Raw genomic sequence first — 21774 nt, 5'->3', positions numbered from 1 at the left:
CGGACCGGCAGCGGGGGACGGCCCGGCAGCGGGCGAGCGGTCAGTCACGGCCCGCCACCGCCCGGCGGGCCACGAGCGCCGACGCCGCCATGAGGACGGCCGCCACCGCGATGAGCAGGACGGCCAGGGCGAGGGCGGCCTCGGTGTCGGTCTCGCGGCTCAGGTAGATCTCCAGCGGGAGCGTCCGGGTGGTGCCCTGCAGCGAGCCGGCGAAGGTCAGCGTCGCGCCGAACTCGCCGAGCGCCCGGGCGAACGACATCGTCGCACCGGCCACCAGGGCGGGCAGGACGAGAGGCAGGGTCACGGTCGTCAGGACGCGGGAGGGTGAGGCGCCCAACGACGCCGCCGTCCGCTCGAGCCGCGCGTCCACCGACCGCAGCGCGCCCTCGAGCGCCACCACCAGGAAAGGCATCGCGACGAAGGTCTGGGCGATCACCACCGCCGCGGTCGTGAAGCCGACCTCGACGCCCAGCACGGACAGGTGCCGGCCGAGGACGCCGGCGCGGCCGAACGTGATGAGCAGGGCCAGGCCCGCCACGACCGGCGGCAGGACCATCGGCAACGCCGTGACCGTGCGGGCCGCCGCCGCCAGCGGGCCGCGACCGCGGGACAACACCACGGCCAGCGGGGTCCCGAGCACGACGCACAGCAGGGTGGAGACCGCACACGTACGCAGGCTGAGCCACGCGGCGTCGCGGGCGGACTCGGAGGCCAACAACTCCGGCACCTGAGACCAGGGGACCCGCACCGCCATCCCGGCCAGCGGCAGGGCCGCGAGCAGCACCGCGATCACGGCCGCGACGATCAGCCAGCGTGGCAGGGGTGGCCGGGTCATGGCGCGCCGAACCCGTACGCGGCCAGGACCTCGCGCCCCGCCGGCCCGGTGACCGCGTCGACGAAGCGCTGCGAGAGCCCGGGATCGGTGGCGCGGTCGAGGACACCGATCGGGTAGACGGTGGCCGCGGTGTCGGCACCGGCGATAGGGATCTGCTCGACCGCGTCGGCGACCGCGAGTGCGTCGGTGACGTAGACGATCCCCGCATCGGCCTCCCCGGAGGTGACCTTCCCGCGCACGTCGGTCACGGCGGACTCCTCGCTCACGGGCCGCAGCTCGACACCGGCTGCCCCGGCGAGCTCGCGGGCGGCCGACCCGCACGGTACGCCGTCCGCGCAGGTCACGAGCCGGACCCCGTCCAGGGACGAGTCGAGCCCGGTGACGCCCGCCGGATTGCCCGGAGGGGTGATGAGGGTGAGGACGTTGGTCGCGAAGGGGACCGGCTCGCTGACGAGCAGCCCCGCGGAGGCGACGCGGTCCATCGTGCGCACATCCGCCGACGCGAACACGTCCGCCGGTGCGCCGCCGACGATCTGGTCGACGAGGCCGCGGGAGCCGTCGACACTCAGCCGGACGGACACCCCCGGCGTCGCGGCCTCGAAATCCGCCGCGATCTCCGAGAAAGCTCCGCTCAACGACGCGGCCGCGAACACCGTCAGGACGCGGCGGCCCTCGTCGTCGTCGCCCCCGGACGCGCATCCCGCGAGCGGGGACAGGCCCACCACGGCGACCACCGCGGCGGCGCGGAGCCGGCGCCCGCCCACGCGCCCGCGGCGCCCACCCACGCGCCCGCGGCGCCCACCCACGCGCCCGCGGCGCCCGCCCACGCGCCCGCCGCGCGGAGCTGCGGTCACCGTCGGCGGATCAGCGGTAGTTGGTGAACTGCAGCGCCACGTCGAAATCGGCGCCCTTGAGCAGCGAGATGCACTCCTGCAGGTCGTCACGCTTCTTGGACGACACCCGGATCTCCTCGCCCTGGATCTGCGCCTTGACCCCCTTGGGGCCCTCGTCGCGCAGCAGCTTGGTGATCTTCTTGGCGTTCTCCTTGTCGATGCCCTGCTTGAGCGAACCGACCAGGCGGTACCCCTTGCCGGACGCCATCGGCTCGCCCACCTCGAGGGCCTTCATGCTCAGCCCGCGGCGCACCAGCTTCTCGATGAACACGTCCTTGGCGGCCAACACCCGGTCCTCCGAGTTCGCGGTGATCTCCACCGCGTCCTCGCCCTTCCACTCGATCGCCGCGTCGGTACCGCGGAAGTCGTAGCGGGTGCCCAGCTCCTTGGCGGCCTGGTTGAGGGCGTTGTCCACCTCCTGGCGGTCGAACTCCGAGACGATGTCGAACGAGGACTCCGAGGCCATGGGCGCACTCCTGACGTAGGGGGTGGTGAACCGACCAGCCCAGGCTACCCGCCCCGTCGGACCACCCCTGACCACCCCGATTTGGCACCGGGGGGCGGGGGCGTTGTATCGTGTCGTAGCGCCCACAAGGGTGCACGCCAGATTGCCCGAGCGGCCAAAGGGAGCGGATTGTAAATCCGTCGGCTTAGCCTACGTTGGTTCGAATCCATCATCTGGCACTCGGAGACCCCTGCCACAAGCGGGGGTCTTCGTGCATTTCTGGGCACCTGACGCCGCCATGCGTGAAAATGTGGGCACGCGCGGCACCCAGTGTCATGTCCCGCCCGACCTGTCACGCCGCATCTCGTCGACAAGAATCGAGGTGAGACGTATCCACGAGGCCCCCGGCTCCGAACCACCGGACATGACACTCGTTTCGATGACCTCAGCCCATCGGATCACCGCGCGCGCACTGCCCCCCGGCCTGGGGCAGGGGGTGGACGACTGGCTCGGGGACCTGGGCCGCACCACCCGGTCCGGCAAGGGTATGAGGTCCACCCTGTTCGACGCCGTGTACACCACCGCCGGGGGCCGCGACGAGGCCCTGCGGACCGCCGCCTGCCAGGCCCTGGAGCTGCTGCACGAGGCGTTCCTCGTGCACGACGACCTCGCCGACGGGGACGATCACCGCCGCGGCCACCCCAACCTGCAGGGACGCACCACCGCCCGGGCCGCCGAGCGGGGCCTGCCCCCCGGGCCCGCCGGGCACCTCGGCATGGTCGGCGGGCTCCTCGGCGGGGACCTGCTGCTGGTGGCGGCGATGTCGGAGTTCGCGCGCCTGCCCGTGCCGGCGCCGGTCCTGCACCGGGTGGTGGACGAGGTGCACCGCGCGGTCGTCGCGTCCGTGGCCGGGGAGTACGCCGACGTGCACGGCTCGACCGAGGACGCCCCCGTCGGGTGCGAGCGGGCGCTGGCGATCGGCGCGGCCAAGACGTCGGCCTACTCCGTGTGCCTGCCGTTCGTCCTGGGCGCGATCCTCGCCGGGGCGCCCGAGGAGATGATCGACCCGCTGCGGGAGACCGGCCGCCACCTCGGCACCGCGTTCCAGGTGGTCGACGACGTGCTGGGGGTGTTCGGGGACCCGGCCGTGACGGGCAAGTCCAACTCGGGCGACCTCATCCGCCGGGCGCCGACCGTCCTGCTGGCCCACGCCCGCACCACCGACGCGTGGCCGCGGATCGACGCCGCGCTGAACCGCACCGACCCCGACTCGGACACCGCCCGCGAGGCGTTGCGTGAGTGCGGGGCCCGCGAGTACGCCCTGGGCATCGCCCAGGACCTCGTCACCGCCGCCCGCGCGGCCCTGGACTCGCCCGCGATACCCGCGGCCGTCCGCGCCGCACTCGAACCCCACCTGGCCACCGCCCTGGAGAGGACCCGATGACCCAGCAGAGCCCGCACGCGGAGTTCACCGAGGCGGCACGCCGCTGCAGCGAGGTGATCCTGCGCCGGTACTCGACGTCGTTCGCGCTGGCCTGCCGGTTGCTCGCGCCCGCGACCCGCCCGCACGTCGCCGCCATCTACGCGTGGGCGCGGGTGGGCGACGAGGTCGTCGACGGGGCGATGGACGACCCGGTCGCCGCGCGGGAGCTCATCGCCGAGGCGCGGCGCCGCACGCACCGCGCGATCGACCGGGGCCTGGACCCGGATCCGGTGACCCACGCGTTCGCGGACACCGCGCGCCGGTACGGGATCGACGCGCGTCTGGTGGACCCGTTCTACGATTCGATGGAGGCCGACCTGGAGGTCACCGAGCACACCGAGGAGTCGCTGCGCCGGTACATCCACGGATCGGCGGAAGTGATCGGGGAGATGTGCCTGCGCACGTTCGCCGGTGGGGGACTGGGGGACGACGACGAGATGGCGGCGGGAGCGCGTGCACTCGGTGCGGCGTTCCAGAAGGTGAACTTCCTGCGGGACATCCGGGAGGACTCGCTGGAACTCGGTCGCAACTACCTGCCGGGCCGTGACCCGCGGGCACTGACGGAGGAGGACGTGCGCGAATTGGCCGATGACGTGGACGCCGACCTGCGCCTCGCGCGGGCGGCGATCGACCGGATCCCGGGCCGCGACCGCCTGGCGGTGGCGGCGGCGCACGACCTGTTCGCCGAGCTCAACGACCGCATCCGCGCGGCGGGCGCGGCGGGGGTGAGCGCGGGCCGGGTGCGGGTGCCGGACCCGGTGAAACTCATGGTGTTCGGGCGGGCGGCCGCCGGTCGCGGCCGGGCCGGTGCCGGGCGTGGCGGCGCCGCGCACGGCGGTCCGGCCCGCGGTGGGGCGGTGGCGCGATGAGCCCCCGGCACGCCCCGGACGGGCCCGTCGTGGTGGTGGGCGGCGGCATCGCCGGCCTGGCGACCGCCGCGTTGCTCGCCCGTGAGGGACGCGACGTCACCCTGGTCGAGGCCACCGACACCGTCGGCGGCCGGGCGGGCAGCTGGTCCGCAGGCGGGTTCCGCTTCGACACCGGGCCCTCGTGGTACCTCATGCCCGAGGTGTTCGACCACTTCTTCCGCCTGTGCGGCACCTCCGCGGACGAGCAGCTCGACCTGGTGCGCCTGGACCCCGGGTACCGCGTGTACTTCGAGAACCGCCCCGACCCCGTCGACATCCGGTCCGACCGGGCGGCGTCCACGGCCCTGTTCGAGTCCCTCGAACCCGGCGCCGGGCGGGTCCTGGGCAAATACCTCGACTCGGCCCGCACGACGTACGACCTGGCGCTCACGCGCTTCCTGTACACCAACTTCACCTCGTACCTGCCGATCGTCCGCCCCGACGTGGTGGCCCGCGCCGGCAGCCTGGTGGCCCGGCTCGTCCAGCCGCTGCACTCGTACGTCTCGCAGCGCTTCAAGGACCGGCGCATCCAGCAGATCCTCGGCTACCCCGCGGTGTTCCTGGGGTCCTCGCCGTACCTGGCGCCGTCGATCTACCACCTCATGAGCCACCTCGACCTCACCGACGGCGTCCTCTACCCGCGCGGGGGGTTCACCGAGGTGATCGCCGCCGTGCGCAGGGTGGCCGAGGAGCAGGGGGTGCGCATCCACACGGGCACCGAGGCGATCGCACTCGTCACCACATCCGACGGGCCCGGCGGCAGCGGGTCCGCCCCGGGCAGGGCCCGCGTCGAGGGGCTCAGGGTGCGCGACCGGGCGGGGGCCGAGCGGACGCTGCCGGCCGGCCTCGTCGTCGGCGCCGCGGACCTCCACCACCTCGAGACCCGGTGGCTCCCCGAACACCTACGCACCTACCCACAGTCCTACTGGGACTCCAAGACCCCCGGGCCGGGCGCGCTGCTCCTCCTGCTCGGCGTGCGCGGCGAGCTGCCGCGGCTCGCGCACCACACGCTGCTGTTCACCGACCGCTGGGAGGAGGGGTTCGACGCGATCTTCGGCGACGACCCGCACATCCCCGACCCGGCCTCGCTCTACGTGTGCCGACCCAGCGCCACCGACACCGACCCGGCCGCCGGGATCGCCCCCGAGGGCCACGAGAACCTCTTCGTCCTGGTGCCCATCCCCGCCGACCCCACCCTCGGGCACGGCGGCGTGGACGGGGCCGGGGACGCGGCGATCGAGGCCGCCGCCGACCGCGCGATCGCCCAGATCGCCGACTGGACGGGCACCCCCGACCTGGCCGAGCGGATCGTCGTGCGGCGCACCATCGCGCCCGCCGACCTCGAGGCCGACCTCGGCGCGTGGCGCGGCACCGCCCTGGGGCCCGCCCACACGCTGGCCCAGAGCGCGTTCTTCCGCACCCGCAACGTGAGCAAGCACGTCGACGGCCTGTACTACGCGGGCGCCTCGACCATCCCCGGCATCGGGCTGCCGATGTGCCTCATCAGCGCCGAGCTGGTGCTCAAGCACGTGCGGGGGGACACGAGCACGGCGCCGGTCGCCGAGCCCGGCGGGGGCACGGTGTTCGACCGGTGATCGGGCTGGCGTATCTCGCGGTCCAGGCGGTCTCGTTCGCGGGGATCCTGGTGATCGACCACCGCTGGAAGCTCGCGGCGTTCCGCGCCCCGGCGGCCACCGCGCTCGCCGTGACCGCGTCCGTGGCGCTGCTGCTGACCTGGGACGTGCTGGGCGTGCGCAGCGGCGTGTTCTTCCGCGGACAGACCGACTTCATGACCGGGCTGCTCGTGGCCCCGGAGATCCCGCTCGAGGAGGTCGTGTTCCTGGCGTTCCTGTCGCACCTCGCGCTGGTGTGCGCGACGGGCGTGGCGGCGGCGGTCGAGCATCTCTCGGCCCGGCGGACGGAGCAGCGACCGTGAGCATCTACTCGACCATCAACTTCACGATGGCCATCCCGGTGGTGGCGGCGGCCCTCATCGCGCTGTGGCGTCTGCGCGGCGACGACCGACGGCGCTGGCTCATCGGGGTCGGCGGCTCGCTCGTGGTGCTGCTCGTGCTCACGGCGATCTTCGACAACGTCATGATCGCCGCCGGCCTCGTGGCCTACGATGACGCCCTCACCAGCGGCATCCGCCTGGGCGTGGCGCCGATCGAGGACTTCTCCTACGCGGTCGCCGCGGCCGTGTTCGTGCCGTCGGTGTGGTTCACGCTCACCGCCCGGCCGCGCGCGGTGGCCGTGGGCGAGGCCGCCGCGAGCGCCAACCCGACGGTGTCGGGGCGCGGTGACGGGTCGGTGGCCGCGGAGCGCGCGCGGGGCGCGTCGGTGGGTGGCGGGCCGGTCGGCGCTGCGCCGACCGGTCGCGCACCGGTGGGCGGTGCCCCGGGGTCCGGGGGCGGGCCGGGGGGTGGCGCCCCGGTGGGTGCGGCGTCGGCGGGTGGTGCCCCGGGGTCCGGGGGCGACGACGACGAGGTCCACAGCCCCGACCGGCCCGCACCGCCGGGTCTGCTCACGACCCTCTTCTGGTCGTCCCGCCCGGTCTCGTGGGTGAACACCGCCGCCCCGTTCGCGCTCGCGTACTTCCTGGCCACCGGCGGGTTCGACGTGGTGGGCGTGATCGGGACGATCTTCTTCCTGGTGCCGTACAACCTCGCGATGTACGGGATCAACGACGTCTTCGACTACGAGTCCGACCTGCGCAACCCCCGCAAGGGCGGGGTCGAGGGGGCGGTGCTCGACCGGTCGCTGCACAGGCCGACCCTGGTGGCGTCGGCCGTGACGACCGTCCCGTTCCTGGTCTACCTCGCGGTGGTCGGGACGCTCGAGTCGTCGCTGTGGCTGACGGCGAGCGCGTTCGCGGTGATCGCCTACAGCGCCAAGGGGCTGCGGTTCAAGGAGATCCCGTTCCTGGACTCCGTGACGTCGGCGTTCCACTTCGTCTCCCCGGCGATCGTCGGGTGGACCATCGCCGGCTCGGACCTCACGGGCGGGGTGTGGGCGTGCCTTATCGCGTTCATGCTGTGGGGTGCGGCGTCGCAGGCGTTCGGCGCGGTACAGGACGTGCGCTTCGACCGGGAGGCGGGGCTGAAGTCGGTCGCCACGGTGCTCGGGGCGCGGTCGGCCGTGTGGTTCGCGTTGGCGTGCTACGCGGCCGCCGTGCTGGTGCTTCTGGTCGCCGCGCCGTGGCCGGCCTCGGGGGCGGCGTTCGCGATCCTGCCGTACCTCGCGACCGTGGCCGCATACGTGCGGGTCACGGACGCCACGGCCGAGGCGACCAACGAGGGTTGGAAGCGTTTCCTGGTGCTCAACATGCTGGCGGGTTTCTGCGTGACGCAGCTGATCCTGTGGTCGGTGCTCGTCTGGACCTGAGCCCTGAGCCCGCGAGCCCGCGAGCCCGCGAGCCCGCGAGCCCGCGCCGTCGCGGCGTTCGGCGGGCTCGGCGTCGGGCTGGCTGAGGCCGGGCCCGGCGCCTCGGCGGGGCTGCGGCTGACTCCGGCGCCGGGGCGGGCTGGCTGCGGTTGAATCGCCGTCTCCGCGGGGCGGGCGAGCAGCGGGCCAGCGTATCGGCCGCCAGATGCGCTGGCTCGGCGGCTCGCGCTGCGGCTGTGGTCCATATCGGCAGCGCAACCCCGGCTCGAGCGGGCACTGAGCCAGCGCGGGTCAGGGCGCCAGCGTAACCGGAGGGGGTCGCGCTGGCTCGATGCTCGCTCCCGCCGGTCCGGGTGCCCCGCCGATCGCCCGGCGCGTCCGCTGATCGCCCGGCGCATAAGCTCAGCGCTGGACGCGCTCCAGCCACCGCTGCGACGGCGGGCTCGTGCGCCAGTTCCGGAAGATCGTCCGGAACGCCCGCGAGAAACGTCGACGCATCGCCGCGGGGTCGTCGAACGGCCGGGCCGAGATCCCCACGGCGAGCGACCGGTCCACCCACAGCCGATCGCGGGCGCCGAACTGGAACGACAGGTCGATGTCGTCGTGCAGTTCGGGGTCGGTGCGGTCGATCCCATCACGGACCCGCTCCCACGCGCTGCGGCGCATCGCCAGGTTCGAGCCGAACAACACCGGGTGGGCCATCGCGGAGCCGACGGACAGGAAGAACGCGTCCATGTAGAGCAGCTTCGCCGCCCGGGCCCGCCAGCCGGACAGGCCGATGAACTCGCCCGGCCCCGAGACCGCGACCAGCTCGGGGTCGGCGGCGAACGCGAACTCGATACGGGCCACCCAGTCCGGGCCGGGTCGGGAGTCGGCGTCGAGGCGGGCGATGACATCACCCGTCGCGGCGTCGTACCCGGCGGCCGCGGCGGCGGGGATCCCGCGCACGGGCTCGTCGACCACGCGGGCGCCTGCGGACCGCGCCACCGCGACGCTGTCGTCCGAGCAGCCGTTGTCCACCACCACGACCTCGTCCGGGGTTCGCGTCTGCTCGGTGAGAGCGGCCAGGCAGCCCTCGAGCTCACGGGCGTCGTCGAGCACGGGGATCACCACGGAGATGCGCACCCGACCATCCTGCCAGCGGCGCCGGAAATCAGCCCCCTCACCGGCCGATTTGTGCGGCGTTCCGCCGTGTGTGTAATCTGCTAAAGGCTTCAGCGCAGAGCGGCCGGGAAACCGGAAGTCCTACGCAGCCCGCCCCCTTAGCTCAGTCGGCAGAGCGTTTCCATGGTAAGGAAAAGGTCGTCGGTTCGATTCCGACAGGGGGCTCGCACTGTGCGGGCGACCTGATCGTCCGACTAGCAGAGCATGCCGGTGTAGCTCAGCTGGTTAGAGCGCACGACTCATAATCGTGAGGTCGGGGGATCGAGTCCCCCCACCGGTACACCGAGAAAGCCGCCCGCGGATTCCGCGGGCGGCTTTCGTCGTTCGTTCCCCCAGGGTCTCCGGGGGGTCATTCCCGGCCGGAGGTTGTGGGGACGTCACCCCCCACAGCCCGAGGCCGTGGGGGGTGAGCGTTATGCGTACACGCTCTCCTTCGCGCGCCGACGGTGCCGGGTGTGCTGGATGATGCTCACGGCCACCGCCGCTGCCAGCAGCGCGTACAGCACGATCGTGATGGTCGAGGAGAACAGGATCGTCACATCGCCCTCGGACTGGGCGAGCGAGCGGCGCAGCTCGATCTCCGCCAGCGGCCCAAGGATCGCCGCGATGAGGATCGGCGCGAGCGGGATCGAGAACCAGCGCATGAGGAATCCCAGGACGCCGATCGCGATCACGAGCCACAGGTCCAGCGTCGAGGACGAGATCGCGTAGGTTCCGAGCATCGCGATGACGGTCACCCCGGCGTAGAGGTAGTGCCGGGGTATCAGCAGCAGCTTCGCCCAGACGGCCGCGAACGGCAGGTTGATGACGAGCAGGATCACCAGGCCGACGAACAGGCTGGCCAGCAGCGGCCACACCAGCGCGGCGCTCGTCTCGAACAGGAGGGGGCCGGGCTGCATCCCGTATTGCTGGAACGCGGCTAGCATCATCGCGGCGGTCGCGGAGGTGGGCAGCCCCAGCGCGAGCAGGGCGCCCATGGCGCTGCCCGCGGTGGCGTTGCCGGCGGCCTCGGGCGCGGCCACACCCCGGATCGAGCCGCGGGTCCCGAAGTCCGGGTCGTGACGCCGCTTGGCCAACGTCTTCTCCGTGCCGTAGGCGAGGAAGGTCGGGACCTCGGACCCGCCCACGGGGATGGCGCCGAACGGTAGGCCGAACCCGGTGCCGCGCAGGAACGCGGGGACGGCTTCCCGGAGCTCCTTGCGCGAGGGGAACGGCGAGCCCTCGGTCTTCACCGGTCCGCCGGTCCGGGTCTCGCGGTGGATCCGCGAGGCCTGGTGCAGGACCTCGCCGAGGGCGAGCAGGCCGACGGTGATGACGACGATCGAGATCCCCTCGAACAGGGCAGGATTGTCCATGGTGAAGCGTTCGGTGCCGGTCATCGAATCCGTGCCCACCAGCGCGAACGCGAGCCCCAACCCGAGGGCGGTGAGCCCCCGGACGACGGACTCGGCCACGACCGCCGAGATGGCGACGAACGCGAACACGGCGAGCGCGAAGTACTCCGGCGAGGAGAACGCCCGGGCCAGCAGGATCAGGTACGGGGAGAACATGACCACGCAGGCGCAGGCGATCATGCCGCCGGTGAACGCGCCGAGCGCCGAGATCCCCAAGGCTTTGGCCGCGCGGCCGTTCTGGGCCATCCTGTGGCCCTCGAACGTCGTGGCTATGGCCGAGGAGTTCCCGGGGGTGTTGAGCAGGATCCCGGAGGTCGAGTCGCCGAACAGACCTCCGAAGTAGATGCTGGCGAACATGATGAACGCGCCGGTCGGGTCCAGGGTGAAGGTGACGGGCAGGAGCAGGGCGACCGCCATCGCGGACCCGAGCCCGGGCAGGACGCCCACGGCGGTGCCGAGAACGGCGCCGATCACCAGCAGTGCGAGGTTCATCGGGGTCAGCACCCCGGCCATGCCCTCGCCCAGAAGGCTCAGTTGTTCCACGGCAGGACTCCTTCCAGGATGCCGGGGGGAAGACCCAGACCGAGCCCGGCGGAGAAGGCGATCTGGATGACGGAGGCGACGATCACCGACACGGCGACATCGAACAGGGGGCGCTTGCTGCCGAGCGCGTGGCTGACCACCCAGAACAGCGCGCTGGCGGTGACCAGCCATCCGACGGGCTGCAGCAGCAGGGCGAACCCCACGAGGCCGGCCAGCACGATCCCGGTCGTGCGGTAGTCGACGGGGACGTACCCCGGGTCGGGGGACACGTGGGTCTGGGCGGGAGCGGAGTCGGGATCGGCGTCGCCGTCCGTGGCGGGCCCGCCCGCCACCGCGGGGTCCGCACCGCCTCCGGCCTCAGGCGAGGCGTGCTGCGCGTGGTCGATCGCGCCCAGGTCCTCGAGCATGTCGGTCGAGACCTGACCCGATGTCGCGCTGGTGGTGTGTCGTGGGGAGCGGATGACGCTGATCGCCAGCGCCACCCCGACCACCAGCAGGAACCCGGCGACCAGGCCGGGGAAGAACTGTGGCCCCGGGGTACCCGCTCCCTCGGGGACCTCCATCCGGAGGGTCTGGACCGTCATGAAGACCGCGATCGCCAGGATGCCGGCGGCGAAGCCCAGTTCGGTCCGCGCGCGCCACCAGGCCCGCGCGGACGCGCGGTGCGCGGGCGGCGCGGGACTGTCCGCCGTGCGCCCCGGTGTGGTGGAGATACTCATTGACCCAACTCCCTGATGATCTCTTCGGTGGAGGTGATCTCGGTGTCGAGGAATGCCTCGAACTCCTCGCCGGCTATGAACTCGTCGGTCCAGTCGTTGCGGTCGAGGGTGCTGCGCCACTGCTCGGTGTCACGCATCTCGGTGACGATCGCGATCAGTTCGTCCCGCACCTCGTCCGGTATCTCGGGTGGGGCGACAAGCCCCCGCCAGTTCGACATGGACACCTCCACGCCCTGCTCGACGAACGTCGGGGTGGGGATCTCCTCGAGCGGCGTGGCGGAGGAGATGCCGAGGGCACGCAGCTCGCCCGCCTCGATCTGGGCGGCGAAGTCGTTGTAGCTGGAGATCGCGCCCACCGCGGACCCGCTGATCATGGCGCGGACGACCTCGCCACCCCCGGCGTAGGCGATGTAGTTGGTCTGGGCGGGGTCGATCCCGGCCGCATCCGACAGCATGCCGGTCAGCAGATGGTCGATACTGCCCAGCGAGCCGCCGGCGATCGCCATCCCCGGATGGTCCGCCCACGCCGCCATGAAGTCGTCCAGGGTCCGGAAGGGGGAGTTCGCGGGCACGACGAGCGCGTTGTAGTCGTCGGCGAGGCGGGCGATCGGCGTGGTGTCGCGGAGCGTGACGTCCGAGTCCTGCAGGATCACCCCGCCCACCATCACGCCGCCTGTGACGAGGAGCGAGTCGGTCCGCCCGGCGAGCTGGGCGAACTGGGTCAGGCCGATGGTCCCGGCCGCGCCGGGGACGTTGCGGACCCGAACGGCGTTGACGATGTCGCCCGAGATGAGGGCCTGCTGCGCCTCCCTGCCGAAGGTGTCCCACCCGCCGCCCGGGGCGGCGGGTGCGACGATGTTCAGTTGTGTTCGTGGATTGTCTCCACCGCCTGATCCGCTGGCGTCGACCGCCGCGACCGTGGCGAGCGCGGCGGCGAGTACCAGGGTCACGACGCGGGAGAGGTGTTGTCGCATCGATGGTCCTTATGTCGGGTGCCCGGTGCACATGGTCGGCCCGGGGATCGGCCCAGCATGGAACCGATTCCTGTGAGGTGGGGCACAATCTCGGCTTGTGCTCATTGATGCTCACCGCGGTGGGCGCGTCGGACGGGACGGAGGGGAGATGGCGCGGTACTCGGAGTGGCTGCTCAGGAGGCGGTTCCGCCTGGTGGTGGTCCTGCTCATCCAGTGCGCCCTGGTGCTGACCTGCGTGGGTCTGACGGTCTACGCCGCGTCCCGCGTCCAGGAGCGGCAGGTGCGGGACGCCATGACCGAGCGGGTGCTCGCCGTGGCCACCAGCCTCGCCGAACTCGACCAGGTCCGCGACTCGATCGGCGAGGGCGACGCGGAGGAGCAGCTGCAGCCGGTGGCCGAGCTGATCCGTCAGGCCTCGGGTGTCGACTACGTGGTGATCAGCGATGCCGAAGGCATCCGGATCACCCACCCGGAGCCGGACAGGCGCGGTCTGCCGGTCTCCACCGACCCGGAGGGCGTCCTGGCGGGCGAGACGTTCGTCGGTACCGAGGAGGGGACCCTCGGCCGGACCCTGCGGGCCAAGGTGCCGGTCTACCGCGACGGCGTGGTGATCGGCGCGGCGTCGGTCGGGGTGCTCGAGTCCGAGATCACCGAGGACCTGCGGTCCAGCCTCGACGCCATGGTCCCGTGGGTTCTGCTGGCGGTGGTGGTGGGGCTGGTCGGGGCCGCAGGGGTGTCCGGGGCGATCGGGTTCCGGGTGCGCAGGTTGGAGGCGGAGAACGCCGAGCTGGACGAGCAGCGCCGGCTCACCAGGGCTCTGCGGGAGCAGACGCACGAGTTCAGGACCCGGATCCACGCGGTGTACGGGCTGGTGGAGGGCGGCGAGATCGACGCCGCGCTGGACTACCTCGGCGAGCTCGCCCCGATCACCGGCTCGGCGGGTGGTGGCGACGACGGCGCCGTCGAGGATCCACGACTGCGGGCGGTCCTGGGCGAGATCGGTGCCGAGTACCGCTCGCAGGGTGGGCGGGTGGAGATCGACCCGCTCACCTCGACGAGCGCCGGAACGCTGGGCGACGACGACCTCTCGCTGGTCGCGAACCTCGTCCGGAACGCGACGGAGGCGGCCGGCCCCGGCGGGCACGTCGTGGTTCTGGTGCACGCGGACGAGTTCGGGACGGAGGTGGCGGTCGGTGACGACGGTCCCGGGCTGGAGGCGGAGATGATGGCGGCGGTGATGGAGCACGGGTACTCGACCAAGACGTCCGGGGCGACGGCGCCGCGCGGGGTGGGCCTGGCGGTGGTCCGGCAGATCGTGCGGGACCGGGGCGGGGAGATCGAGCTCGGGCGCTCCTCGAGGGGCGGGGCGCTGTTCACCGTGCGGCTGCCCGCCTCCCGCGTCGGCCCGGGCGGACAGGACAGGTCGTGACCACACCGAGTCGGGGCCCCGACGGGGGCCGGGGTGAGCGCAGCATCCGGACGCTGATCGTCGACGACGACCCGGTCGCGCGGCGGCTGCACAGCCGGTACGTCGAGGCCGTCCCCGGGTTCAGCGTCGCCGCCGCGGTGGGCGACGGACACGCGGCCGTCGGCTGGGTCGCCGGCGGCGGGATCGACCTGGTTCTCCTGGACATCGGCTTGCCGGGGTTCAGCGGCATCGAGGTGCTGCACCGGATCAGGACCGTGGCCCGGCGCCAGGTCAGCGTGATAGTCGTCAGCTCCCTGCGGGACCGCGTCACCGTGCGGCAGGCCCTGTCCGGCCAGGTCGTGGGGTACCTGGTCAAGCCGTTCACGCGGGCGGCGATGATCGACCGCTTGGAGCGCTTCCGCGCCGAGATCGCCGCCGGGCCACCGGAGGAGCTGGACACGTTCGGCCAGGGCGAGATCGATGCCCTGCTCCGGCGCGGATCCCGGCCCGCCCCTACCGGGCTGGAGCCGGCCGGTCCCGCCCCGACGCCCCTGCCCAAGGGGCTGGCCGAGCCCACGCTGGCGGCGGTGCTTGGAGCCCTCGAGGACGGCGCCGGCCACACGGCGGTGGAGGTGGCGCGCGCCAGCGGTGCCTCGCGCGCCACCGTGCGCCGCTACCTGGACCACCTGCACCGCAGCGGCGCCGTCGACGTCTCGCACCGCTACGGGGGCCGGGGCCGCCCGGAGCTGCTCTACCGACTCGTCGTGTTCTGAAGGGCCAGCCGGGCCCACACCCCGGGCTGGAGCCTCTCCCGGCGCGGACCCCCCCAAGCTCACACCCCGAACGTCGACCGCGGGTACATCGCCTCCACGTCGGTCACCACGTTCACGAGGTACGGCACGCCGCTGGCGAACGCGCGGTCCAGGGCGGGGCCGATCTGCGCGGGGTCGGTGACCATCTCGCCCGCGCCACCGAGCGCGCGCACCACCTCGTCGTAGCGGGTCCGTGGCGCGAGGTCGGCGATCACGTCGTAGCCGTACAGCATCTGCATCGGCCCCTTCTCCAGACCCCAGGCGCCGTTGTTGCCCATCACCATCACCACCGGGAGCCGGTGCCGGACGAGGGTGTCCACGTCGATGAGCGAGAACCCCGCGGCGCCGTCGCCGAGCAGCAGCACGACCTGGCTGGACGGACGGGCGATCCGGGCCGCGATCGCCGCCCCCAGTCCCGCCCCGAGGCAGCCGAACGGCCCCGGGTCGAGCCAGTTTCCCGGGCGGGCGGGTTCGATGAACTTCCCGGCGTAGGAGACGAAATCGCCGCCGTCGCCGACCACGACCGCGTCCTCGGCCAGCCGCGGCAGCAGTTCGCCGTAGATCCGCGCGGGGTGGATCGGGTCGGCGGCGGCGGAGAACAGCTCGAGGTCCGCGGCGTGGGCGGCCTCGGCCTTCTCCCGCAGCGACGTCGCCCACCCGCTCCAGTCCGGTCGGCCGGCGCCTGTCCGGAGCCTGCGTTCGACGGAGTCGATCAGCGCGTCCAGCACGAGCTCCAGGTCCCCCGCGGTCGCGACGGCGGGCGAGGCGTGATGGCTGAGCTGGGCGGGGGAGTCGGCGATGTGCACCACGGTCGCGGGCGTGGCGCCCTCCTTGCCGCCGAACATCCCGTAGCCGAGCCGGAAGTCGAGGGGCGTGCCCACGACGATCACCACGTCGGCCGTACCGAACGCCATGCCGCGGGCCTTGCCCACGAGCAGCGGGTGGCCGGCCGGCACGATCCCGCGGCCCATCCCGTTGGGGATCACCGGCAGCCCGAGCGTCTCCACGCACCGCAGCGCGGCGTCCTCGGCGCCGTCGGCCCACACGTCCGAGCCCAGCACGAGCACCGGCCGCGCGGCCCGGACCAGCAGGTCGGCGATCCTGTCGACCGCGTCGGTGTCGGGGAGGCGGTCGGCGCCGGCGGGGCGGCCCGGCCAGGCGCCCTCCGAGTCACCGGTCGAGCCGAGCGGCGGGCCGAGCGGCGTGCCGTCGTCCGCGTACCCGGGCCCGGGCCGCACCGAGGCACTGCGGTCGAAGAAGTGGTCCATGTGCACGTCGAGGAACGCCGGCCCGCGGTGCGCGGTGCGGGCGGCGGTGAACGCGCGGTGCGTAGCCGCGGCGATGTCGGCGGTGTCGCGTGCCGTCTCCGCGGACACGGTCACCGGCGCGACGACCGGCACGTGGTCGAACTCCTGGAGGCTGCCGGTGCCCCAGCGCCCGGCCGGGGCCCGCCCGCCGATCACCACCATGGGGGCGCCGGAGAACGACGCCTGCGCCAGCGCGGAGACCCCGTTGGTGACGCCCGGCCCGGCGGTGAGCACGGCCAGCCCGGGGGAGCGGGTGAGCTTGCCGGTGGCCTCGGCGGCGAACGCGGCGGTCTGCTCGTGTCGCACGTCCAGCAGGGCGACGCCGTGGTCCTCCTTCTCCGCCGCGTCGTACATGGGGAACACGTGCGCGCCCGAGAGGGTGAACATCGTGCGCACCCCGTGGGCTGCGGCGACGGCCGTGGCGTGCGAGCCACCGTGACCCTCCACCGGCGTGGGCGCACCGGGCACCCGTCCGGTCCGCTCGCTCGACTCGTCATGGCTCACGCCGCACCTCCTGCTGGACTGCCCTCACCGTAGGAGGCCACACCCGCTCGCAGGGGCGGTTCCGCGCACGCGCCCTCGGGTAGCGTCGAGGGCTGTGAGCACAGACAACGCTGATGACCTCGTCGTCGTCGGAGATCCCGTCACCGTGACCGACGCCGTGGTGTCACGCTTCGCCGAGGCCGTCGGCGCGCCCGCCGGTCAGGTCCCCGCGACGCTGGCCGCCGCCCTCACCGCGCCGGTGCAACGCGCGGTGATGGAGCACCCGACGCTGCGCATCGACCTCGCGCGGACCCTCCACACCGCCCAGTCGAGCAAGCACCACCGGCCGATCCGGGTGGGCGACGTCCTCACCGCCACCGCGACGGTCACCGGCGTGCGGTCGGCACGCGGCGGGCGCATGATCGGCTTCGACACCGTGCTGCGCGACGCCGCCGGCGAGCCGGTCCAGACCCTGACCACCGCGCTGCTCACCGCCGAGGTGGCGCGGTGACCGGGCCCGGGGAGTCGGGGGAGAGGACGGAGATGACGACGACGACGAGTCCCGCGGCCGGGGACGTCCTGCCGCCGCGGACCCTGCCGATCCGGCGGGAGGACGTGCGTCGCTACGCGGAGGCCTCCGGCGACCACAACCCCATCCACCTCGACGACGACGCCGCCCGCGCCCTCGGCCTGCCGGGGGTCGTGGCGCACGGGATGCTGACGTCGGCGCTCGCGATAGGGGTCGCCGCCGAGTGGGCCGGGGGAGCGGACCGCGTCCTGGCCACCTCGTTCCGCTTCGCCGCACCCGTCGTGGTGCCGGCCGACGGGCCCGCGCTGCTGGAGGTGGCGGGGACGGTGAAGAAGGTGGCCGAGGACGGCTCGAGCGCCGACATCGCACTCGCCGTGACCTGCGACGGGGCGAAGGTGTTCGGCAAGGCGATCGTCACGGTCGCACTGTCGGGATGACCGCCCGCGGCGGGCGCCCTCTGCAGGCGATTTCAGGGCGCCGGGGTCGCTGACGTACACTGGGATGCCCGACCGAACGTGGTCGCGACCCGCGCTGCCCCCGGGCAGTCGCCGACACTGTAGAGTCGAGGCGTTCGTGCGGTCCGCTACGCGAGACGGTACGGGTGGTCGGGAAACCGGCCGAAGGGGCGTAGCTCAACTGGCAGAGCAGCGGTCTCCAAAACCGCAGGTTGCAGGTTCAAGTCCTGTCGCCCCTGCACTTCCCCGCAAGCCAGACGACCCGGAGGTAGCCGCGTGAGCCAGGATCGCGACGACGACGTCGACACCCGCGGCGCCCGCGACTCCGAGGCCGCCGCCGTTCCCACGGGTAAGGCGGGTCGTGGCGACACGGCCCTCGCGGGCCGGGTCCGCACGGACGCGGACACGCCGGAGGACACGCGGACCACCCGCGCGAATCCCTTCCAGTACCTCAAGCAGGTCGCCGAGGAGCTGCGCAAGGTCATCTGGCCCACGCGCAACCAGATGGTCACCTACACCATCGTGGTGTTCCTGTTCCTCATCTTCATGACCGCGCTCGTCTCGGGCGTCGACTTCGGCGCGGGCAAGCTCGTCGAGCTCGTCTTCGACCGCTAGAGACCTGCCGCCTGAAGGTCCGGGGTGAGACCCGGACCGCCGACTTCGAGAGGACCGCATTTCCGTGAGCGACATCGATCAGAGCCCCGGGGCCGAGGACGCCGAGCAGGCCGCCGCCGAGCAGGCCGCGGCCGAGGAGGAGACCCTCGCCGCCGGCGCCGAGCTCGACGCGGACGCGGCCACCGACGCCGAGGAGACCGAGCTCGACGAGGACGTCGAGGGCGAGATCGTCGAGGAGGGTGACGAGGACGTCGCCGAGGCCGAGCTCGACGAGTCGGCCCCCGAGACCGACGACGTGATCGACGAGACCGCCGCCGAGGACGCCCCCGCCGAGGAGGCGCCCGCCGCGCCCGCGATCGACCCGGTCATCGCGTTCAAGCGGCAGCTGCGCAAGCTGCCCGGCGACTGGTTCGTCATCCACTCCTACGCCGGGTACGAGAACAAGGTGAAGGCCAACCTCGAGACCCGCGCCGTCACCCTCGGCGCGGAGGACAAGATCTTCCAGGTCGAGGTCCCGGTCGAGGAGTACACCGAGGTCAAGAACGGCCAGAAGAAGACCGCCAACCGCAAGGTCCTGCCCGGTTACGTCCTGGTGCGCATGGAGCTGGACGACGAGTCGTGGGGCGTCGTGCGCAACACGCCCGGCGTCACCGGGTTCGTCAGCGCCACCGGCGGCCAGGGCGGCACCCCCACCCCGCTCTCCCTGAGCGACGTGGCCAAGTTCCTCGCGCCCAAGCCGGAGAAGAAGTCCGCGGCCGCGGCCGCCGCCGACGGCGAGGCCGGTTTGGTCCCGCAGAACGTCGAGGTCGACTTCGAGGTGGGCGAGTCGGTCACCGTCATGGACGGCCCGTTCGCCACCCTGCCCGCGTCGATCTCCGAGGTCGACCCGGCCGCGCAGAAGCTCAAGGTGCTCGTGTCGATCTTCGGCCGCGAGACCCCCGTCGAGCTCGGCTTCAACCAGGTCGAGAAGATCGACTGACCCGCACGCGTCCCCGACCGACCCGTCCCGCGCCCGGCGTGGGGCGGGTTCGTCGTCTGTGCACCGTCGCCGGTCCGCGGGCGGTGCGGGGGGCGGTCCGCGCCCACGATTAGTCGTTGGGTGCGCCGAGCACGTAAACTCTCCCAGGTTGCGCTTGTGCCGCCGCATGCCCGCCTCACGGTGGGGCGGCGGGGGCGGGCGCACACGACAGTCGGCCTCCCGCGTGTACAGCGCGGAGCCGAGATCCAGTCGAAGAATCAGGAAGACGATGCCTCCGAAGAAGAAGAAGGTCTCAGGGCTCATCAAGCTCCAGATCCAGGCCGGCGCTGCCAACCCGGCCCCGCCGGTCGGTCCGGCTCTGGGTGCCCATGGTGTCAACATCATGGAGTTCTGCAAGGCCTACAACGCCGCCACCGAGAACCAGCGCGGAAACGTCGTGCCGGTCGAGATCACGGTCTACGAGGACCGGTCGTTCGACTTCAAGCTGAAGACGCCGCCGGCCGCCAAGCTCCTGCTCAAGGCCGCCGGCCTGCAGAAGGGCTCCGGCACCCCGCACTCCGCCAAGGTCGGCAAGGTCTCCATGGACCAGGTCCGTGAGATCGCGCAGACCAAGCTGGAGGACCTCAACGCCAGCGACATCGACCAGGCCGCGAAGATCATCGCCGGCACCGCCCGTTCCATGGGCATCACGGTCGAGGGCTGACCTCCACTTCCCAGAAACACCTGTGGGAGGGCAGCTCAGGCCCGGACCACACCCGACCGCCGCGTGGATGACGCGGCAGGAATGGACATCTCATGAGCAAGAACAGCAAGGCCTTCAAGGCCGCCGCTGAAAAGGTCGACCGCACCAAGCTGTACTCGCCTCTGGACGCCCTGGCCCTGGCCAAGGAGACGTCCTCGACGAAGATGGATGCCACCGTCGAGGTCGCCATGCGACTTGGCGTCGACTCCCGCAAGGCGGACCAGATGGTCCGTGGCACCGTGAACCTTCCGCACGGTACCGGTAAGACCGCCCGCGTGATCGTCTTCGCCGCGGGCGAGAAGGCCACCGAGGCCGAGGCCGCCGGCGCGGACGCCGTGGGCTCCGAGGACCTCATCGAGCGCATCCAGGGCGGCTGGCTCGACTTCGACGCCGCGATCGCCACCCCGGACCAGATGGCCAAGGTCGGCCGCGTGGCCCGCGTGCTCGGCCCGCGTGGTCTCATGCCCAACCCCAAGACGGGCACCGTCACCATGGACGTGACCAAGGCCGTCAACGACATCAAGGGCGGCAAGATCACCTTCCGCACCGACAAGGCGAACAACCTGCACTTCATCGTGGGCAAGGCGTCGTTCACGGCGGAGCAGCTCACGGAGAACTACCAGGCCGCGATCGACGAGATCATGCGTCTCAAGCCGTCCTCCTCCAAGGGCCGCTACCTGCAGAAGGTCACCATCTCCACCACGACCGGCCCGGGCATCCCGGTCGACTCGTCGGCGATCTCCAAGCTGCTCGAGGCGGGCACCGACTCCGAGTGAGCCGCCCCACTCGGCTGAGCAGCCGGCTGGGCTGAGACGCCCGCTGGGCTGAGCAGCCGGCTGGCCTGAGAAGCCAGCAACGGCAAGGCCCCGCGTCCGGACATCCGGGCGCGGGGCCTCGTGCATTTCCGGGCCCGCCCGCGCCCGCCCGCCAGCCACCCGCCCGCGCCACCCGCATCCGCCCGTCCAGCCCGCGCCCGCCCGTCCAGCCCGCGCCCGCCCGTCCGGGCCCGCAGCCGCTCTCGGTGATGGCGTCTCGCTCCCCGGCCGGCCCGTCCAGCCCGCAGCCGCTCTCGGTGATGGCGTCTCGCTCCCCGGCCGGCCCGTCCAGCCCGCAGCCGCTCTCGGTGATGGCGTCTCGCTCCCCGGCCTGCCCGTCCAGCCCGCAGCCGCTCCCCGGGGTGGCGTCTCGCCCTCACTTCGGGGCGCGCGAGACGCCATGTTCGCGTGCGGCGGGGGGGCGCCTGATGCCGGGCCGCCCACGCCGGCGATGCCCCCCCATCCCGGCGAACCCACCCCGGGCGCGCCCGGGCCTGCAGCCGCTCACGGCGATGGCGTCTCGCTCCCCGGCCTGTCCGCCCGGGCCCGCAGCCGCGCCCGGCGATGGCGTCACGCCCACCCTTCGGGGCGCGCGAGACGCCATGTTCGCGTGCGGCTGTGGGGCGCCTGATGCCGGGCCGCCCACGCCGGCGAGGCCCACCCATCCCGGCGAACCCACCCAGGGCGCGCCCGGGCCTGCAGCCGCTCTCGGCGATGGCGTCTCGCTCCCCGGCCTGTCCGCCCGGGCCCGCAGCCGCTCCCGGCGATGGCGTCTCGCCCTCACTTCGGGGCGCGCGAGACGCCATGTTCGCGTGCGGCTGGGGGGCGCCTGATGCCGGGCCGCCCACGCCGGCGATGCCCCCCCATCCCGGCGAACCCACCCCGGG

Annotated in this window: 21 protein-coding genes and 4 tRNA genes; 17 read left to right on the top strand and 8 right to left on the bottom strand. The window is 72.8% G+C overall.

The window, feature by feature from the left end:
- Window positions 1–40 precede the first annotated feature (40 nt).
- From RWK90_RS05085 to RWK90_RS05075, 3 genes are all read right to left on the bottom strand, one after another.
- Window positions 41–835 (bottom strand): ABC transporter permease, encoded by a 795-nt coding sequence (locus tag RWK90_RS05085; RefSeq protein WP_314035408.1) that lies wholly within the window; start codon window positions 833–835, stop codon window positions 41–43.
- Window positions 832–1599 (bottom strand): molybdate ABC transporter substrate-binding protein, encoded by a 768-nt coding sequence (gene modA / locus RWK90_RS05080; RefSeq protein ID WP_396230274.1) that lies wholly within the window; start codon window positions 1597–1599, stop codon window positions 832–834. Before modA ends, RWK90_RS05085 begins: the two co-directional genes overlap by 4 nt.
- Before the next feature lie 100 nt (window positions 1600–1699).
- Window positions 1700–2194, bottom strand: a complete 495-nt coding sequence (locus RWK90_RS05075; protein WP_314035406.1) for a YajQ family cyclic di-GMP-binding protein — start codon at window positions 2192–2194, stop codon at window positions 1700–1702.
- Between the two features lie 136 nt (window positions 2195–2330).
- On the opposite strand from RWK90_RS05075, the gene RWK90_RS05070 reads away from it, so the two are divergent.
- The 6 genes from RWK90_RS05070 (at window position 2331) to RWK90_RS05045 (ending at window position 7948) form a co-directional block, all read left to right on the top strand.
- A tRNA-Tyr gene (locus tag RWK90_RS05070) sits at window positions 2331–2412 on the top strand.
- Window positions 2413–2612: 200 nt separating this feature from the next.
- Window positions 2613–3617 carry a polyprenyl synthetase family protein gene (locus tag RWK90_RS05065; RefSeq protein ID WP_314035404.1) on the top strand — a complete coding sequence of 335 codons (1005 nt, stop codon included), beginning with the start codon at window positions 2613–2615 and terminating at the stop codon, window positions 3615–3617.
- Window positions 3614–4525 (top strand): squalene/phytoene synthase family protein, encoded by a 912-nt coding sequence (locus RWK90_RS05060; RefSeq protein WP_063971819.1) that lies wholly within the window; start codon window positions 3614–3616, stop codon window positions 4523–4525. The genes RWK90_RS05065 and RWK90_RS05060 overlap by 4 nt, the downstream gene beginning before the upstream one ends.
- A complete protein-coding gene (gene crtI, locus RWK90_RS05055) occupies window positions 4522–6159 on the top strand; it encodes a phytoene desaturase family protein (RefSeq protein WP_314035401.1) in 1638 nt (545 codons plus the stop codon). Before RWK90_RS05060 ends, crtI begins: the two co-directional genes overlap by 4 nt.
- Window positions 6156–6500 carry a lycopene cyclase domain-containing protein gene (locus tag RWK90_RS05050; RefSeq protein WP_314035399.1) on the top strand — a complete coding sequence of 115 codons (345 nt, stop codon included), beginning with the start codon at window positions 6156–6158 and terminating at the stop codon, window positions 6498–6500. Before crtI ends, RWK90_RS05050 begins: the two co-directional genes overlap by 4 nt.
- Window positions 6497–7948 (top strand): prenyltransferase, encoded by a 1452-nt coding sequence (locus RWK90_RS05045; protein ID WP_314035397.1) that lies wholly within the window; start codon window positions 6497–6499, stop codon window positions 7946–7948. The genes RWK90_RS05050 and RWK90_RS05045 overlap by 4 nt, the downstream gene beginning before the upstream one ends.
- A gap of 402 nt (window positions 7949–8350) precedes the next feature.
- On the opposite strand, the gene RWK90_RS05040 is transcribed toward RWK90_RS05045, so the two are convergent.
- Window positions 8351–9073 carry a glycosyltransferase gene (locus RWK90_RS05040; RefSeq protein ID WP_314035395.1) on the bottom strand — a complete coding sequence of 241 codons (723 nt, stop codon included), beginning with the start codon at window positions 9071–9073 and terminating at the stop codon, window positions 8351–8353.
- A gap of 131 nt (window positions 9074–9204) precedes the next feature.
- Between RWK90_RS05040 and RWK90_RS05035 the strand changes: the two genes are divergently transcribed.
- Window positions 9205–9277, top strand: a tRNA-Thr gene (locus RWK90_RS05035).
- 41 nt (window positions 9278–9318) lie between these two features.
- A tRNA-Met gene (locus tag RWK90_RS05030) sits at window positions 9319–9392 on the top strand.
- 133 nt (window positions 9393–9525) lie between these two features.
- Here RWK90_RS05030 and RWK90_RS05025 read toward each other — a convergent pair.
- Genes RWK90_RS05025 through RWK90_RS05015 form a run of 3 tightly spaced genes read right to left on the bottom strand, consistent with a single transcriptional unit; the run spans window position 9526 to window position 12742 of the window.
- Entirely contained in the window at window positions 9526–11049 is a 1524-nt protein-coding gene (locus RWK90_RS05025) for a tripartite tricarboxylate transporter permease (RefSeq protein WP_314035393.1), read from the bottom strand.
- Complete coding sequence (locus tag RWK90_RS05020; protein WP_314035391.1) at window positions 11037–11768, bottom strand: tripartite tricarboxylate transporter TctB family protein; 732 nt, start codon at window positions 11766–11768, stop codon at window positions 11037–11039. The genes RWK90_RS05025 and RWK90_RS05020 overlap by 13 nt, the downstream gene beginning before the upstream one ends.
- Window positions 11765–12742, bottom strand: coding sequence for a tripartite tricarboxylate transporter substrate-binding protein (locus RWK90_RS05015; protein ID WP_314035389.1), 978 nt, complete (start codon window positions 12740–12742; stop codon window positions 11765–11767). The genes RWK90_RS05020 and RWK90_RS05015 overlap by 4 nt, the downstream gene beginning before the upstream one ends.
- A gap of 148 nt (window positions 12743–12890) precedes the next feature.
- On the opposite strand from RWK90_RS05015, the gene RWK90_RS05010 reads away from it, so the two are divergent.
- Window positions 12891–14171 carry an ATP-binding protein gene (locus tag RWK90_RS05010; RefSeq protein WP_314035387.1) on the top strand — a complete coding sequence of 427 codons (1281 nt, stop codon included), beginning with the start codon at window positions 12891–12893 and terminating at the stop codon, window positions 14169–14171.
- Window positions 14168–14923 carry a response regulator gene (locus tag RWK90_RS05005; protein WP_314035385.1) on the top strand — a complete coding sequence of 252 codons (756 nt, stop codon included), beginning with the start codon at window positions 14168–14170 and terminating at the stop codon, window positions 14921–14923. The genes RWK90_RS05010 and RWK90_RS05005 overlap by 4 nt, the downstream gene beginning before the upstream one ends.
- 59 nt (window positions 14924–14982) lie before the next feature.
- Here the strand turns inward: RWK90_RS05005 and RWK90_RS05000 are convergent, their stop codons facing one another.
- The gene (locus tag RWK90_RS05000; protein ID WP_396230273.1) at window positions 14983–16716 is read right to left on the bottom strand and encodes an acetolactate synthase; all 1734 of its coding nucleotides are present in this window, start codon (window positions 16714–16716) and stop codon (window positions 14983–14985) included.
- A 151-nt stretch (window positions 16717–16867) separates the two neighbouring features.
- Here RWK90_RS05000 and hadA point away from each other — a divergent pair, with 151 nt between their 5' ends.
- The 7 genes from hadA (at window position 16868) to rplA (ending at window position 20848) form a co-directional block, all read left to right on the top strand.
- A complete protein-coding gene (gene hadA / locus RWK90_RS04995) occupies window positions 16868–17263 on the top strand; it encodes a (3R)-hydroxyacyl-ACP dehydratase subunit HadA (RefSeq protein WP_314035381.1) in 396 nt (131 codons plus the stop codon).
- Between the two features lie 32 nt (window positions 17264–17295).
- Window positions 17296–17718 carry a MaoC/PaaZ C-terminal domain-containing protein gene (locus RWK90_RS04990; RefSeq protein WP_314035379.1) on the top strand — a complete coding sequence of 141 codons (423 nt, stop codon included), beginning with the start codon at window positions 17296–17298 and terminating at the stop codon, window positions 17716–17718.
- A 184-nt stretch (window positions 17719–17902) separates the two neighbouring features.
- Window positions 17903–17975: transfer RNA gene (locus RWK90_RS04985), tRNA-Trp, on the top strand.
- Window positions 17976–18012: 37 nt separating this feature from the next.
- Window positions 18013–18351, top strand: coding sequence for a preprotein translocase subunit SecE (gene secE, locus RWK90_RS04980; protein ID WP_314035377.1), 339 nt, complete (start codon window positions 18013–18015; stop codon window positions 18349–18351).
- Window positions 18352–18415: 64 nt separating this feature from the next.
- The gene (gene nusG, locus RWK90_RS04975) at window positions 18416–19330 is read left to right on the top strand and encodes a transcription termination/antitermination protein NusG (RefSeq protein ID WP_314035375.1); all 915 of its coding nucleotides are present in this window, start codon (window positions 18416–18418) and stop codon (window positions 19328–19330) included.
- A gap of 268 nt (window positions 19331–19598) precedes the next feature.
- Entirely contained in the window at window positions 19599–20033 is a 435-nt protein-coding gene (gene rplK / locus RWK90_RS04970; protein WP_314035373.1) for a 50S ribosomal protein L11, read from the top strand.
- A gap of 92 nt (window positions 20034–20125) precedes the next feature.
- A complete protein-coding gene (rplA, locus tag RWK90_RS04965; RefSeq protein WP_314035371.1) occupies window positions 20126–20848 on the top strand; it encodes a 50S ribosomal protein L1 in 723 nt (240 codons plus the stop codon).
- Window positions 20849–21774: the final 926 nt, after the last annotated feature.

The organism is Dietzia sp. CH92 (assembly GCF_032248695.1).
Lineage (GTDB): Bacteria > Actinomycetota > Actinomycetes > Mycobacteriales > Mycobacteriaceae > Dietzia.
This window is presented reverse-complemented; position numbering and strand designations above follow the sequence as displayed.